This is a genomic window from Arthrobacter sp. GCM10027362 (assembly GCF_042679445.1).
Taxonomy (GTDB): Bacteria; Actinomycetota; Actinomycetes; order Actinomycetales; family Micrococcaceae; genus Crystallibacter.
Genome location: NZ_JBHTML010000120.1, coordinates 1 through 13,083 on the forward strand (window position 1 = coordinate 1; position 13,083 = coordinate 13,083).

14 protein-coding genes and 1 pseudogene are annotated in these 13,083 nt (G+C 67.3%); 6 read left to right on the plus strand and 9 right to left on the minus strand.

The genetic code is table 11. The features are described from left to right. Positions 1-678: asparaginase domain-containing protein (locus tag ACFQ36_RS15420; RefSeq protein ID WP_377015100.1), on the minus strand; the 678-nt coding region annotated here is incomplete at its 3' end. Between the two features lie 229 nt (positions 679-907). Between ACFQ36_RS15420 and ACFQ36_RS15425 the strand changes: the two genes are divergently transcribed. Further along, complete coding sequence (locus ACFQ36_RS15425) at positions 908-1,930, plus strand: LacI family DNA-binding transcriptional regulator (RefSeq protein ID WP_377015102.1); 1,023 nt, start codon at positions 908-910, stop codon at positions 1,928-1,930. A gap of 29 nt (positions 1,931-1,959) precedes the next feature. Here ACFQ36_RS15425 and ACFQ36_RS15430 read toward each other — a convergent pair whose 3' ends face one another. Genes ACFQ36_RS15430 through pxpA form a run of 5 tightly spaced genes read right to left on the minus strand, consistent with a single transcriptional unit; the run spans position 1,960 to position 6,200 of the window. Then, positions 1,960-2,940, minus strand: a complete 981-nt coding sequence (locus ACFQ36_RS15430) for a biotin-dependent carboxyltransferase family protein (RefSeq protein ID WP_377015104.1) — start codon at positions 2,938-2,940, stop codon at positions 1,960-1,962. Continuing rightward, positions 2,930-3,829: an allophanate hydrolase subunit 1 gene (locus ACFQ36_RS15435; protein WP_377015106.1), complete on the minus strand. Its 900-nt coding sequence runs from the start codon at positions 3,827-3,829 to the stop codon at positions 2,930-2,932. Before ACFQ36_RS15435 ends, ACFQ36_RS15430 begins: the two co-directional genes overlap by 11 nt. Continuing rightward, the gene (locus ACFQ36_RS15440) at positions 3,826-5,181 is read right to left on the minus strand and encodes an acetyl/propionyl/methylcrotonyl-CoA carboxylase subunit alpha (RefSeq protein WP_377015108.1); all 1,356 of its coding nucleotides are present in this window, start codon (positions 5,179-5,181) and stop codon (positions 3,826-3,828) included. Before ACFQ36_RS15440 ends, ACFQ36_RS15435 begins: the two co-directional genes overlap by 4 nt. 2 nt (positions 5,182-5,183) lie before the next feature. Then, positions 5,184-5,423 carry an acetyl-CoA carboxylase gene (locus ACFQ36_RS15445; RefSeq protein ID WP_377015110.1) on the minus strand — a complete coding sequence of 80 codons (240 nt, stop codon included), beginning with the start codon at positions 5,421-5,423 and terminating at the stop codon, positions 5,184-5,186. A gap of 12 nt (positions 5,424-5,435) precedes the next feature. Next, positions 5,436-6,200, minus strand: coding sequence for a 5-oxoprolinase subunit PxpA (gene pxpA, locus ACFQ36_RS15450; RefSeq protein ID WP_377015112.1), 765 nt, complete (start codon positions 6,198-6,200; stop codon positions 5,436-5,438). 118 nt (positions 6,201-6,318) lie between these two features. On the opposite strand from pxpA, the gene ACFQ36_RS15455 reads away from it, so the two are divergent. From ACFQ36_RS15455 to ACFQ36_RS15470, 4 genes are all read left to right on the plus strand, one after another. Further along, positions 6,319-7,857: a PucR family transcriptional regulator gene (locus ACFQ36_RS15455; protein ID WP_377015114.1), complete on the plus strand. Its 1,539-nt coding sequence runs from the start codon at positions 6,319-6,321 to the stop codon at positions 7,855-7,857. Between the two features lie 117 nt (positions 7,858-7,974). After that, positions 7,975-9,096, plus strand: coding sequence for an AI-2E family transporter (locus ACFQ36_RS15460; protein WP_377015116.1), 1,122 nt, complete (start codon positions 7,975-7,977; stop codon positions 9,094-9,096). A gap of 88 nt (positions 9,097-9,184) precedes the next feature. After that, complete coding sequence (locus tag ACFQ36_RS15465; RefSeq protein ID WP_377015118.1) at positions 9,185-9,343, plus strand: hypothetical protein; 159 nt, start codon at positions 9,185-9,187, stop codon at positions 9,341-9,343. A gap of 21 nt (positions 9,344-9,364) precedes the next feature. Further along, positions 9,365-9,652 carry a hypothetical protein gene (locus ACFQ36_RS15470; RefSeq protein ID WP_377015120.1) on the plus strand — a complete coding sequence of 96 codons (288 nt, stop codon included), beginning with the start codon at positions 9,365-9,367 and terminating at the stop codon, positions 9,650-9,652. A 63-nt stretch (positions 9,653-9,715) separates the two neighbouring features. On the opposite strand, the gene ACFQ36_RS15475 is transcribed toward ACFQ36_RS15470, so the two are convergent. Both ACFQ36_RS15475 and ACFQ36_RS15480 read right to left on the minus strand, forming a co-directional pair. Then, positions 9,716-10,303, minus strand: coding sequence for a class F sortase (locus ACFQ36_RS15475; RefSeq protein ID WP_377015122.1), 588 nt, complete (start codon positions 10,301-10,303; stop codon positions 9,716-9,718). A gap of 127 nt (positions 10,304-10,430) precedes the next feature. Further along, positions 10,431-11,204, minus strand: coding sequence for a hypothetical protein (locus ACFQ36_RS15480; protein ID WP_377015124.1), 774 nt, complete (start codon positions 11,202-11,204; stop codon positions 10,431-10,433). Between the two features lie 197 nt (positions 11,205-11,401). Here ACFQ36_RS15480 and ACFQ36_RS15485 point away from each other — a divergent pair, with 197 nt between their 5' ends. Next, positions 11,402-12,025, plus strand: a complete 624-nt coding sequence (locus ACFQ36_RS15485; protein ID WP_377015125.1) for an alpha/beta hydrolase — start codon at positions 11,402-11,404, stop codon at positions 12,023-12,025. A gap of 54 nt (positions 12,026-12,079) precedes the next feature. Here the strand turns inward: ACFQ36_RS15485 and acnA are convergent. After that, a pseudogene (acnA, locus tag ACFQ36_RS15490) lies at positions 12,080-13,083 on the minus strand (aconitate hydratase); the annotation flags it as partial.

Consider the following 13,083-nt stretch of genomic DNA (forward strand, 5'->3'; position numbering starts at 1 on the left):
CGGGTACGAGGCGACGAGGTCGACCCGCGCGCCCGGGTCCGGAGCAGCGGCCGGGAGCGGGAGCGGGTCGATCCGCGGCGGCGCGTCCCCCAGGTGTACCCCGCCGGCCGCAGCTACCCATCCGGCAGGGCCGGCGTCGGGGTTTGCGAACGCGTCCAGGGCGATGGTCTGCGCTTTTTGCACGCCGCGGGCGGGGAAGATACGCCCGGCGAAGGACAGCAGCACGCCCCGGCCACGGGCCTGCGGCGACGCGGCCACTGCCACCGCCTGCGCAAGGTTCTCCGGTCCGTCCGGCGAGGCGGAATCTGCTGATTTCTGGGCGCCGGTGAAGACGACCGGACGTGGGTCGTCGTGGGTCAGGTCCGCGAGGAAGGATGTTTCCTCCATCGTGTCGGTGCCATGGGTGACGACGACGCCGAGAACCGCCGGATTCCTCAGCGCTTCCCGGATCGAGGAACAGATTCGCGCCATCTCGTCGAAATTCAGCGTGTAGGAACCCTTGCGGAGAACGTCAACCACCCGCACCGGAGAAGAAGGCGCACCGAGGCTTCCCAACAGTTGCTCCCCCGAGTCCGCGGCAACGGCGGCTCCCCCGGCCTCGGGGCGGGACCGGGAAGCAATGGTTCCTCCTGTTGCCAGCAGCACAACATAGGGTTCGCTGCCGTCCTGAGGGGTCATGACTGCTCCGAATGCGGCGTACAGCTGATGCACGGAACGGGTGGCGTCCCGCGGTTTGTGCCTCCCCAACGGGCCTCCCGGCCCTCTTTTCCCTACCCAATCGATTGGGTAAGGTGGCCATTACTCTACGATGTGATTCCGGTCACGTCAACATCGGACGTCCGGCAGGCTGCTACCCGAAGAGCGCAGCCTGCCGAGAGTATGCATGGGAACCGTGCAGGAGGCATCCGTGAACGAGAGCAGCCGACAGCGCCCCGTGACGATCAAGGATCTGGCCAGCCAGTTGGGAGTGCATCCGTCAACGGTCTCCCGGGTGCTCCATTCCGGCGCGGAGGTCGCGCGGGGCGCGGCATCGACGGAGACGGCCCGGAAGGTCCGGGAACTGGCCCGGGAGCTGGGCTATTCCCCGCATCCCCAGGCCTCCGGCCTGCGGACCGGGCGGACGCAGCTTCTGGGCACGATCGTCCCGCGGCTTTCGGACCTGGTCCTGGCCATGATGTACGAGGGCGTCGAGGAGGCCGCGGCCGAACTCAACTACTCGGCGTTCGTGATGAACTCCCGCGATGACCCGGAGGAACAGCGCCGGAAGACCGAGATCATGCTGGCGCGCAGGGTGGACGGGCTGATCTTCGGCGATGTCCATCTGGATTGCAGCCTGATGCCGGAGCTGGCCCGCCGGGGGGTCCCGTTCGTGCTGATGAACCGCGGGTTGGATGGGTTTCCGTCCGCCACCTGCGACGACGTCCTCGGCGGCAAACTGGTCGCAGACCATCTGTGGGAAAAAGGCCACCGCAATGTCGCCGTCGTCGCCGGCGAGCAGTATGCCAGCACCGGCGTCGACCGGACCTCGGGCTTTGTCAACCGCTGGCGTGCCCTCGGCGGCGACATCGACCCGCGGGCGGTGGTAGGGTCCAGGTTTGATACGGCCGGAGGCCGCGAGGCGACCGCTGCCATCCTGCGGACCGCCCGGGACCTGCCCACTGCCATCTTTGCCGTCAACGACTTCGCCGCCATCGGCGCGATGGGCGCGCTGCGTTCGCACGGGCTGGCCGTGGGCCGGGACATCGCGGTGGTCGGATTCAACGACACGCCCATCGCCGCCCAACTCCCCGTCCCGCTCTCCTCGGTGCGGTCGCCGATGCTGGAGATTGGCCGCGCGGCGGTACAGCTGCTGCGCCGGGTGCTCAACCACGAGCCTGCGGAGTCCGTCCGTCTGAAACCGGTGCTCCAGGTACGCGAGAGCAGTGCCTGAGAGCGGCCGCCGAGTTTGTCAGGGCTTTGTCAGGCCCCGGTCCCCCATAGCTTGGCCCGCAGGGACCGCTGCTCGGCCCTGGCTGCCAGCGCCTCATCCATGCCTACCGGGCGGAAACGGGTCTTGGTCCCCGGTGCGCTGCGGGCCAGCAGGTCCATGTCCGCGCTGATAACGGTGGCCACCATGGCGTACCCTCCGCCCGAAACCGCGTCCCGATGCAGGACAATCGGCTCCTTGCCGCCGGGGATCTGGATGGACCCGACGGCGTAGCCGGCGTCCACAATGTTCGACGGGTCCGACCCGGCGCCGAAGGGCTGCTGCCGGGGCTCCCATTCCACCTCCGGCCCGGAATAGCGCAGGCCGGTGCGGTCGGCCACCGGGGTCAAGGTCCAGGTGGCACTCAGCAGCGTTTCCATGCCCTGCGCCGTCAGCCGGTGGTCGTACAGTCCGGGCATCACCCGGACGGAGACCTCCTTCTCGAACACCGGGCGGATTTCCGGCCCGATCTCCTGCGGCGGCTCCTGCCCGCCGGACGGGCCGGCGCCGGTTCCGACGGTGACCCGGTCGCCGGCGCGGAGCGGCCGGCCTTCGAAACCGCCGAAGCGGCCCAGGCCGTAGGTGGAGCGGCTGCCCAGCACCACGGGCACGTCAATGCCGCCACGGACGCCAATGTAAAAGCGGGTTCCGCCCTTGAGGATCCCGAAGGAGACCTCGTCGCCGGCGGCCAGTTCCAACCGGGACCACTGTCCGGACAGCTGGCCGTTGACCTTGACGTCCACCGGCGCGCCCGTGATGGCGATGACCGCGTCCGCATCCGTGCGGAACCGGGGGCCCATATAGGTGCACTCAAGCACCGCCTCGGCCGGGGTGTTGCCCGCCAAGGCGTTGGCCATTTCCGCAGACAGTTCGTCCATGGCGCCGCTCTGCGGGATGCCCACGTTGTAGTACCCGAAGCGCCCCCGGTCCTGGACCGTTGTGGCCAGGCCTGGTTCAAGGATTTCAAATGCCATTGAGCCGCTCCAGTATCTCCCGGTTGTACCCGGCCGGGTCCTCCAACGCGCGCTGAAGGTCGAACTGCACCGGCGCCTGCCGGTACCTGAAGGTGCCGGCTTGGACCTCGTCCTGGATCTTCCGGTATTCGGCCTCGTCGACGGGCCGGAACTTGACGATGTCGCCGGGCCGGAAAAAGATCATGAAATCCTTGAAATCCGGCAGCGACTGGGCCGGATCGAAAATCGGCGCCGCCGCGATGCCGAACATCTGGTAGCCGCCTGCGCCCCGCACCGAGTAGATGCAGGAGAAGCAGCCGCCGTGTCCGACCGTCAGGGCCGGGGTGTCGGTCCGGGGACTGAGGTACTTGGGCACTTCCAGCTGCTGTTCCTGTGGAACAATCTGGAACAGGAAGGGCAGGCCGGCGACAAAGCCGACCATGGACACCAGCCAGGGCGAGCCGGAGTGCCGCCTGATGAACTCGTCCACCGAGGACAGTCCGTTCTCCTCTGCAGCGAATTCGAGGTCCGTGCCCTCCGGCCGCTGGTGGTTGGACCTGAACCGGGCGGCGGTCTCGTTGGTGTACGGGTCGTTATACCAGACGGGTATTTCCACCACACGGGTGTCCAGGGTGGGATGGGCGGTGTGGGCGACCGCCTCCTCGATCCGCCGCACCCTCTCCTCCAGGTCCCCGGGGGGCAGCACGTCCGGGTCAAACCGGATCAGCAGCGAGGCATTCGCAGGGCAGATATCGGTAATGCCGCCGACCTTGTCCGCATTGAGCAAGGATGCCATCGCGTTGGACCTGAAGTTCGCGGCCAGGCTCATGGCTGCGTCGATTTCCACGAAGAGGAACTCGTCCCCGCCCCAGGTATACCGGGCGGTGGTCCCGGCCGCAGCAATGGTCATGCCGTGCCTCCCAGCAATTCCGGCGTAGTCTCCAGGAATTTCGAATGATGCTCCACGTCCCGCAGTTCGGGCCGCTGGATCAGTGCCTTGAGCAGGGGCAGGGTGGTCTTGACCCCTTCCACGTCCACCTCGTCCAGGGCACGCAGCGACCTCGCGATCGCCTCGGTCCTGCTGGCGTCCCAGACGATCAGTTTGGCCAACAGCGAGTCGTAGAACGGTGCGACGACCGAGCCGGCCACGAATCCGGAGTCGATGCGCACCCCCGGGCCGCCCGGCCAGTCCAGGCGTTCGAGCGTCCCCGGACTGGGCATGAAGCCGGCCAGCGGGTCCTCGGCATTGAGGCGGAATTCAAAGGCGTGGCCCCGGAACTGGACCTGGTCCTGGCCCAGGGGCAGTTTTCCTTCGCCGGCAACCAGCAACTGTTCACGCACCAGATCCAGGCCGGTGATCATCTCGGTCACCGGATGCTCCACCTGGAGACGCGTGTTCATTTCGATGAAGGCGGCCTCGTGGGATTCAGGGTCGTAGAGAAACTCGACGGTGCCCAAGCCCCGGTAGTGGCACTCGCGCGCAAGTTCCACCGAGGACTGCTGTATCCGTTCCCGGACGGCGTCAGGCAAGTTGGGGGCCGGCGCCTCCTCGAGGATTTTCTGCTGCCGCCGTTGCATGGAACAGTCGCGGTCGCCGAGGTGGATCGCGTCGCTGCCATCTCCCAGAACCTGCACTTCGACATGCCTGGCCCGCCCAAGGAACCGCTCAAGGTACACCTCGGAGCTGCCGAAGGCGGCCCGGGCCTCGGCCTGGGCGACTTCGACGGTGGAGATCAGGTCCTGCTCGGAGGTGACCAGCCGGATGCCGCGTCCCCCTCCGCCGGCCGAGGCCTTGACGACCAGGGGGTAGCCGATCTCCCGGCCTTCGGCAAGGAGGTCCTCGCCGTGTCCGACGGAGCCTTCGCTGCCCTGCAGGATCGGCACGCCCGCCTGCCGGGCTGCCTCCCGGGCCCGGGCCTTGTCCCCCATCAGTTCGATGGCTTCCGGCGAAGGACCTACCCAGGTGAGACCGGCGTCAATGACTGCGGCCGCAAAACCTGCGTTCTCGGAAAGGAAACCGTACCCGGGGTGGATGGCGTCGCAACCGCTCTCCAGGGCGGCAGCGAGGACCGCCGACTGATCAAGGTAGCTCTTGCTTGCCGGGGCCGGACCGACAAGCCTGTACTCGTCGGCCAGCTGCACCGCGCGGGACTTCTCGTCCGGCTCGCTCGCTGCCACCACGGTCCGCAGGCCCAGCTCCCTGGCCGAACGTATGACGCGGATCGCTATCTCGCCCCGGTTGGCAATGAACAGCCGTTCCACTGTCACTCCTCGTTGACCGTTGCTATGACGTCCCCCGGACTCACTGTGCCGGAATCCTCAATATGGAACCGGTCGAGTGTTCCGGCGGCATCGCTGCGGACCTCCGTGAACTGCTTCATCACTTCGACGATGCCGACAGTCTGGCCGACGTCGACGTGGTCGCCTTCATTGACATAAGGCGCTTTGTCCGGCCCGGGCTTGCGGTAGAAAATTCCCGGCAGCGGGGAGAGGATATCGGCCACGGCAGACCCCTTTCAGGAGGCGTTGGGAGCAAGGGTGGAGTCATTCAGCGCCTCGCGCACGGCTGCCGCTACAGCGACGGCATTCGGGGCGTCCGAGTGCACGCAGACACTTTCAAAGCTGATGTTGAGCAGCGTTCCATCCACCGCTTCGACCACTCCATCGCTTAGCACGCGGCGAACACGGTTCCCGGCAGCCACCGGATCGGCGGCTTCGGGGCGGCGCTTGATCAGAAGTTCGCCCCGGGATCCGTAGTTCAGGTCCACGTACAGTTCCCCGACGAAGGGAACACCGAGCTGCTCGCAGACCTTCTGGTGTTCGGTTCCCGCCAATCCGAAGAACGGAACGCCGTACAGGGACGCCACCCTGGCCGCGGCCTCCATGAGTTCGGCATCGCGGGCGAGCATCCCGTATAGCGAGCCGTGGGGCTTTAGGTGGTTAAGCTCGAGGCCGGACTTTCGCAGGAAGGCAGCGAGCGCACCGACCTGGTAGAGAAGCAGGTTCTCCACCTCGGCTGCCGTGAGCTTCATTTCACGGCGACCGAACCCCACCAGGTCCGGCAGCCCGGGGTGCGCCCCGATCTTCACGCCTTTTCCGGCGGCGGATTCGACGGTCGCCGCCATCGTGTCGGGGTCGCCCGAATGGAAGCCGCAGGCAACGTTGGCCACGTCGATGATCTCCATGAGACGCAGGTCGTTGCCGAAAGAGTGCAGGCCCAGGGACTCCCCAAGGTCGGAATTGAGCGTCAACTGCCCGCGGGCGGGCACAGGTTGGGACATGGCACCCACCTTAGGGGCCGCTGCCGCGGGCAGGGAAGTAGGCAACTGCCCATCGATAGGCTCCCCAATCGGGCACTTTGCACCTACTCTTTGAGCAGAGCGCGAAAAAGGAAATCCCATGATCGTGGCCGACTTGCTAGCCGAGGACACACTGCAGCTGCGCCTGCACACGCCATCCTCCCGCAGCCGGCTCGAGTGCAGGATCAGCTGGTGTGCACCGATCGAGGTCATGGACCCTACGCCGTTCCTGAGCAGGAACGTCCTGGTACTGACTAACGGCATCGGCATGAATATCGACGATGACCGGACCTGGCACGCCTATGTTGAGCGTCTTGCCCACGTTCCGGTCTCGGCCATTGCCTTCGGTACGGGTGCCGCCCACCGGCTGTTGCCCAAGGGACTGGTCAAGGCAGCGACGGCGCTGGACGTTCCGCTCTTGGAAATACCCCGGGCCGTTTCCTTCCTGCAGGTCCACCGGCACATTACCAATGTGCTCCAGGCCGAACGCTTTGCTGCGCGCACCCGGTCCTGGGAGCTCGCCGAAGCCTGCTCGCGCCATGCCGCCGCCGGATCTTCATTCCGCACGATACTGGCCGAAGTCGGCAAGTCCGTGGGGTGCCCGGTGTCGGTCATCGACGGCGGCGGCTCCGTCATCGCCCAGTGGCCTGCAACTTCCCGCTGGACGGACGACGACCTTCGCCAGGCCGCCGTGGACGATGACGAACGCGTCGTACCGCTCCCGATGGGCGGCGGTGACTCGTTTCGGCTCGTGGTCCGCGGCAGCGAACGGGACGAGCCCCTGGCCACCCTGCTGGCCCCTGCAGCCTCGATCATGGCGGTCCAGCTCAGAAGCGCACTGCAGACCACTTCCCGCAAACAGCCCCAGCTCGGGGCGCTCCTGGCGCAGGTGCCCGATTGGGAAGGCGTGGCGCGGCAGGAGTTCGCCCGCACGTTCCGTTCGACGGGGCTGGACGCGGACCAACCGACCTATGTCATAGCAGCGGTGCTGACGGAAGGCGATCTCGGAAGTGTCTGGAGGATACGGCTGGTGCTCCAGGAAGCCTTCGGCGTGCTTCAGATAACAGTGCGCGACGACGTGATCTTTGCGCTGGCCCAGCGGCCTGCCGCAGATGATCCTGACGGCACCGGCCAACCGCTGGCCGCTTCGCTGGCAGCGCGGTTCCGGACGGTAGCGCCGCACCAGGCAGCCGTCCTCAAGGGACCGTGCGGCAGCGTGGACGAACTGCGCCTGGGGCTCCACGAGGCGGCCGGGCTCGTGCACCAGGTCACGGGGCCGGTGGTTGCCGCCGAGCTGGGCATTGGTTCCCTTCTGGCCGCGGCCGCCAGCCATGGTGCATGTGCCGGGGCCCGCAGGCTGCTCGCACCGGTCCTGGCCTACGACGAGGAGCATTCGGGCCATCTTCTCCAGACCCTCGCGGCCTACCTTGACAGCGACTGCCGGCCGGCCCGGACCTGTCGGAGGCTCTTTATCCATCGCAACACGCTCATCCAGCGGCTCCGGAAACTCGAGTCGCTGCTCGCTCTGCGCCTGGACACGTTGGAAGGGCAAACGGTCTGCCTGATGGCGCTGCGGCTTTGCCAAGGGCAACCACACACTCTTCCGGCCGGCCCGCCCGGGGCGCGTTTCGGGGCATAACCTGAGGCCGGCAGCCAGGGAAGCAGAACCGCAGGGCAAGGACGGCATGATAGACAGTAGGCTTATCTTCATGTTCCGTGCGGCAGCGCGCCATCAGCCTACGAATTGGAGTCCCCGTTGAGCCCATCGATCGAATCCAGTCCGCGCAGCAGGCAGTCGCTGTGGACGGACGGCCTCGGCCGGGCAGCCGTACGTTCGGCCCAGGTCCTGCTGATCCTGGCCCTGGCCTGCATCACCGCCTACGGACTGCTGCAGATCCAGCTCCTGGTGATTCCCGTCCTCATCGCCGTGATCCTGGCGGCGGCCATCGGGCCGTTCGTGAATCTGCTGCGGCGCCGGGGCGTGCCCGGGGCGCTGGCAACCGGACTGGCGTTCCTGAGCATCCTGCTCCTGCTGGCGGCCGTCTTCTCCGTGATCGTCCTGTCGGTGCGCAGCCAGTGGAATGAACTGGTGGCGGCGGCCGCCCAGGGCCTGGAGGAACTGGAGGCCTTCCTGCTGACCGGTCCCCTGCCCATCGACCAGCAGCAGCTTGCCCAGGCCCGGGAAGGGATCGTCGATTTCGCCACCAGCGCCCAGGCACGTTCCGGCGCCCTGACGGGACTGTCGGTAGCTACCGAATTCCTCACGGGTGCCGGCCTGATGGCGGTGATCCTGTTCTTCTTCCTCAAGGACGGAGCCAAGATCTGGAACTTCCTTCTGCGGCCGTTCCACGGGCCGCGGGAAGCCAAGCTGCGCCGGATGGGAACCAGGACCATGGAGGTCCTGGGCGGCTACGTCCGGGGTACCGCCGTCGTCGCCCTCGTCGACACGGTCGCCATCGGCACCGCCCTGCTGATCATGCAGGTGCCGCTGGCTGTGCCGCTGGCCATGATTGTCTTCATGGGCGCGTTCATCCCCCTGGTGGGTGCCACGGTGGCGGGCATCCTGGCGGCCCTCGTGGCCCTGGTGGCCAACGGCCCGGTGATTGCGCTGATCGTCGCGGCGGTTGTCATTGCCGTAAACCAGCTCGAGGGCGACCTGCTGCAGCCGGTCGTCATGGGCAAGTCGCTCCAGCTCCATGCCCTGGTCATCCTGATGGCCCTGACCGCCGGGACCATCCTCTCCGGGATCATCGGCGCCGTCCTCGCGGTACCGCTGGCCGCAGTAGCTTGGACGGCAATCCAGGTCTGGACCGCGGAGGAGCCCGGCTTCGAACCCATGAATCCGGATCTGTCTCCGGCGGGAAGCCGGCCGACGTAGCCGCCGAGGGCTCCGCGCCGAACGGAGGGGCGGGAGGCGGCCAAGCTGCTGGAAGCGGAGTACCCGGACCTGACAGAAAGGATGAGCCATGAATGCCACTACCCTGGCGCAGCTCCGCGCCCGCCAAACCGAGCTGGTACAGGCACTGAGCGTCGAAACCTCGCCCCGGCGGCTGGCGGAACTGAGCAGCGAACTCGAAGCCCTGCTGCAGCAGATCCAGGCCGGGGAATCCACCGCAGGCTCTTGATCCGCCATCTGCCGGTACGAGATGGCACAACAAAACAACACGAAAGGCAAGTCAGTGACCGAAGTAAACGACAGCGGCAAGAACTCCGAAGACCTGTATCCGCCCGCCAACCCGGACCCGGTCGACCAACGGGATTCTCCGGAATGGGGCCGTGCCGGGAATATCCGCGACAAACAGCAGACCCACCCCGGCGGCGCAGTGCCGCCTGCGCATATTGGCGGCGGGGATCCCGAGGCCGAGCACAAACCGGAAGAGGCAGCTGACGATTCGGGAAAGTGGGACGAACTCGGGCGGGGCGGCCCCGCGTAAGCTGCCGCAGTGGGCCGGCAGCAGCACGGCCGAGGCGCAGGATCCGGCCATCGGGGGCGCGGGTCAGCTCCGGGCCGTCAGGGCCGCATATACCACCAGGTTGTCATCGAATTTCCCGGTCTGCGGGTCATAGCCGTCACACGTGATGAGCCGCAGTTCGGCCCGGTTGGTGTTCCCGTAGACGCGCAAGGCAGGGAAAGCGTCCTTGGCATACTTTTCGACGGCAAAGACTTCGAAAACCGCGCTGGAGCCGTCCTCGCGCTCCACCCTCACCGCATCCCCCGGCGCCAGTTCGCGCAGTCTTGCGAAAACACCGGGGGCGCCCTCGATGGAGTTCACATGCCCCAGCATGACCGAGGGGCCCCGCGCGCCGGGTGTGGGCGAGTTTACGTACCAGCCGGCGGGCGCGCCAGCGTCCCCGGGAGGCACCTCCAAGCTGAGGTCGCTTCGCTGCCCGAGGCGCATGATCGGACTGTTCAGGCCGATCTTGCCGATGGTCAGCGCGACCGGCCTGGATGCTGCCAGGACAGCCGGAACCTTCTGCCCCCCGGCGGTTGGCGAACCCGCCTCGGCGGCGCGGCCTGCCGCCCGGACCGGCCCCGTGCGGAGACCTTCCGCCGGCGGCTGCGGGGTGCCGTCCGAAGACTGCATCTGGCCGGGGATCGGCCGGGCCGGCGAGGATGTGCCGACGGTGGAACCACCGGCACATCCTGCCGCCAGGAGGAGGGCCAGGGCCGCGGGGGCCAACCAGGTACGGTGCCTGTCCCCGAGGACCAAATTATTTGCCCCCGGCGGTCCGGCGGCGAACGGCCACGGCTCCCGCGGCAAGGGCAACAGCTCCGATGCCGGCGGCAACAGCCAGCGCAGTGGCGCCGTCGTCGGCCTTACCCACGCCCTCGATGCCGGTATCGGGAGCCCCGGGCATCGGACCGGACACCTGGGAAGCGGCCAAGGTGCCGCATGCCGCCGGAAGCGTCGCAGCCAGGGGCAGCGAGGGGTCCTCGGGGCTTGCTTTCTGCTGGACGGCCGGCGGCAGCTTATTCGGATCAACGCCATGGACCTCCACCGTGGCGTTCCCTGTGCGGATAGCCTCAAGGGTCGCAGCATCCAGCGTAATGGTCCGGGTATAGGTGTAGGCGCCGCCGCCCGGGAAGCGGTCCGCGGCTACGGCCGAAGCCGGACTGGTATCCCCTTCAAGGGTCAGGGACACGGCAATCCTGCCCGCATAGGGTTCGCCTTCCGGGGAACTGACCACGCCGTCGCCGTCGGCGTCGGCCTGCGGGCCGGGGCAGACGCCCTGTCCGCCGATGTGGATGTGCTGCCCATGCGGGAACGGGGCGTTCTTCCAGATCTCCGCCGCCCCGGAAACATTGATGCTTACGGTGGCCTGGGAGCCGCGTACATCGATCATTGCTTGGCCGGACGTGCCACTGTTGTTTGCGGGGGAAAGACTGGCCTGGTAGGTGCCGTCTTCGGCGACGGCAGGTCCGGCCCCGAGGGCCAGTGCACCCAGGGCGAATGCGGGGGCGGCGAGCAAGAGCGGAGTTTTCACGGGACCGACCTCTATTCCAGCGGAAGTAATAAGTGTGCTTAGCATGAGGAGGGTCACAGTCTAATCACGATCGCCGGTATTGGACACCCCTACCGCACAATTCGCCCTACTGCCGACCGGGAGGACGCGTGGATAAGAAAAGGGAACCTGCCCCGTTGGCAGCGCGCCCGGGACCTGCAAACCGCTATGCCTTGCCCATGCCGGGAACACAGCCGCTGGGGCTGGTCAACATACGCGATCCGCTCCTCTACATTCCACCCAGCCCGGGTCCCGGGCACTCCCCCGGCCTCGTCGTCGCACTCCATGGCGCCGGCGGAGAAGCGGCCGGCGGGCTGGCCCTGCTGCTGCCTTGGGCAGACAGGTTCAACCTTGCCCTCCTTGCACCTGCCTCGCGGAGAACCACCTGGGACGCCATTGGCGGCGGCTACGGCCCGGACGTGGACCTTATTGACGCCGCCCTGGAGCGTGTGTTCGCCCTCGTCGCCCTGGCCCCGGAGCGGATCGGCATAGCCGGCTTCTCCGACGGCGCCTCCTACGCCCTCGGCCTGGGACTGGCCAACGGCGGACTCTTCCGCCGGATCATCGCCTTTTCTCCCGGGTTCATCCCATCCGCCGGACGGGTCGGCAAACCAAAGATCTTCGTCTCCCACGGCAGCCAGGATGCCGTCCTGCCGGTCGCGGCAACCAGCCGCCGGATCGTTCCCATCCTCCGCCGGGACGGATACGACGTGACGTATCGTGAATTCGACGGCCCGCACGCCGTGCCCCGGGAGATCTCGGGGGAAGCAGCCGCCTGGCTCGGCTGGGATGCACCTGGATAAAAGGACACGGCCGGACCGGCCCGGGCTTGGCTGTCCGGGCCGGTCCCGCTCCTGCTAACGATGGAGTTGGCGCAGCACGTACTGCAGGATCCCGCCGTGCCGGTAGTAGTCGGCCTCGCCCGGGGTGTCGATCCTGACGTCGGCGTCGAACTGGATGTCGGATCCTTCCTCCGTTGTTGCCGTGACCCTGACGGTCCGTGGCGTCGTCCCGTTGTTCAGTTCCGTGATCCCTTCGATAGCGAAGGTTTCGGTCCCGGTCAGGCCCAGGGACGCGGCGCTTTCACCCTTGGGGAACTGCAGCGGCAGCACGCCCATGCCGATCAGGTTCGAGCGGTGGATGCGCTCGAAGCTCTCGGCGATGACGGCCTTCACTCCCAGCAGCGCGGTGCCCTTGGCCGCCCAGTCGCGGGAGGACCCGGAGCCGTACTCCTTGCCGGCCAGGACCGCCAGCGGGGTGCCGGCGGCCTGGTAGTTCATCGCGGCGTCGTAGACGGTCGCCTGCGGGCCGCCGGCCTGGGTGAAGTCGCGGGTGAAGCCGCCCTCCACCCCGTCCAGGAGCTGGTTCTTGATCCGGATGTTCGCGAACGTGCCGCGGATCATCACCTCGTGGTTGCCGCGGCGGGAACCGTAGGAGTTGAAGTCCTTGCGCTCCACGCCGTGCTCGAGCAGGTAGCGGCCGGCGGGTGTGTCGGACTTGAAGGAACCGGCCGGGCTGATGTGGTCGGTGGTCACCGAGTCGCCCAGCTTCAGCAACACCCGGGCGCCGTCCACATCCTGGACCGGTACAGGCCGGGCCTGCATGCCCTCGAAGTACGGCGGCTTGCGCACGTAGGTGGACTGCGGATCCCAGGCGAAGGTGTCGCCCTGCGGGGTGGGCAGGGAGCGCCAGCGCTCGTCGCCCTCGAAAATCGTCCGGTAGCTCGAAGTGAACATGTCCTTGTCGATGGACGAGTCGATGATCCGCTGCACTTCCATCGAATCCGGCCAGATGTCGCGCAGGAACACGTCGTTGCCCTCGGGGTCCTGGCCCAGCGGATCGGTCTCGAAGTCGAAGTCCA

Coding starts and splice junctions, on each gene's coding strand:
- ACFQ36_RS15455 (WP_377015114.1), top strand. CDS start 6,319: ATGATCGTGGCCGACTTGCTAGCCGAGGACACACTGCAGCTGCGCCTG.
- ACFQ36_RS15430 (WP_377015104.1), bottom strand. CDS start 2,940: ATGGCATTTGAAATCCTTGAACCAGGCCTGGCCACAACGGTCCAGGAC.
- ACFQ36_RS15485 (WP_377015125.1), top strand. CDS start 11,402: ATGCCGGGAACACAGCCGCTGGGGCTGGTCAACATACGCGATCCGCTC.
- pxpA (WP_377015112.1), bottom strand. CDS start 6,200: ATGTCCCAACCTGTGCCCGCCCGCGGGCAGTTGACGCTCAATTCCGAC.
- ACFQ36_RS15465 (WP_377015118.1), top strand. CDS start 9,185: ATGAATGCCACTACCCTGGCGCAGCTCCGCGCCCGCCAAACCGAGCTG.
- ACFQ36_RS15470 (WP_377015120.1), top strand. CDS start 9,365: ATGGCACAACAAAACAACACGAAAGGCAAGTCAGTGACCGAAGTAAAC.
- ACFQ36_RS15435 (WP_377015106.1), bottom strand. CDS start 3,829: ATGACCATTGCTGCGGCCGGGACCACCGCCCGGTATACCTGGGGCGGG.
- ACFQ36_RS15475 (WP_377015122.1), bottom strand. CDS start 10,303: ATGCAGTCTTCGGACGGCACCCCGCAGCCGCCGGCGGAAGGTCTCCGC.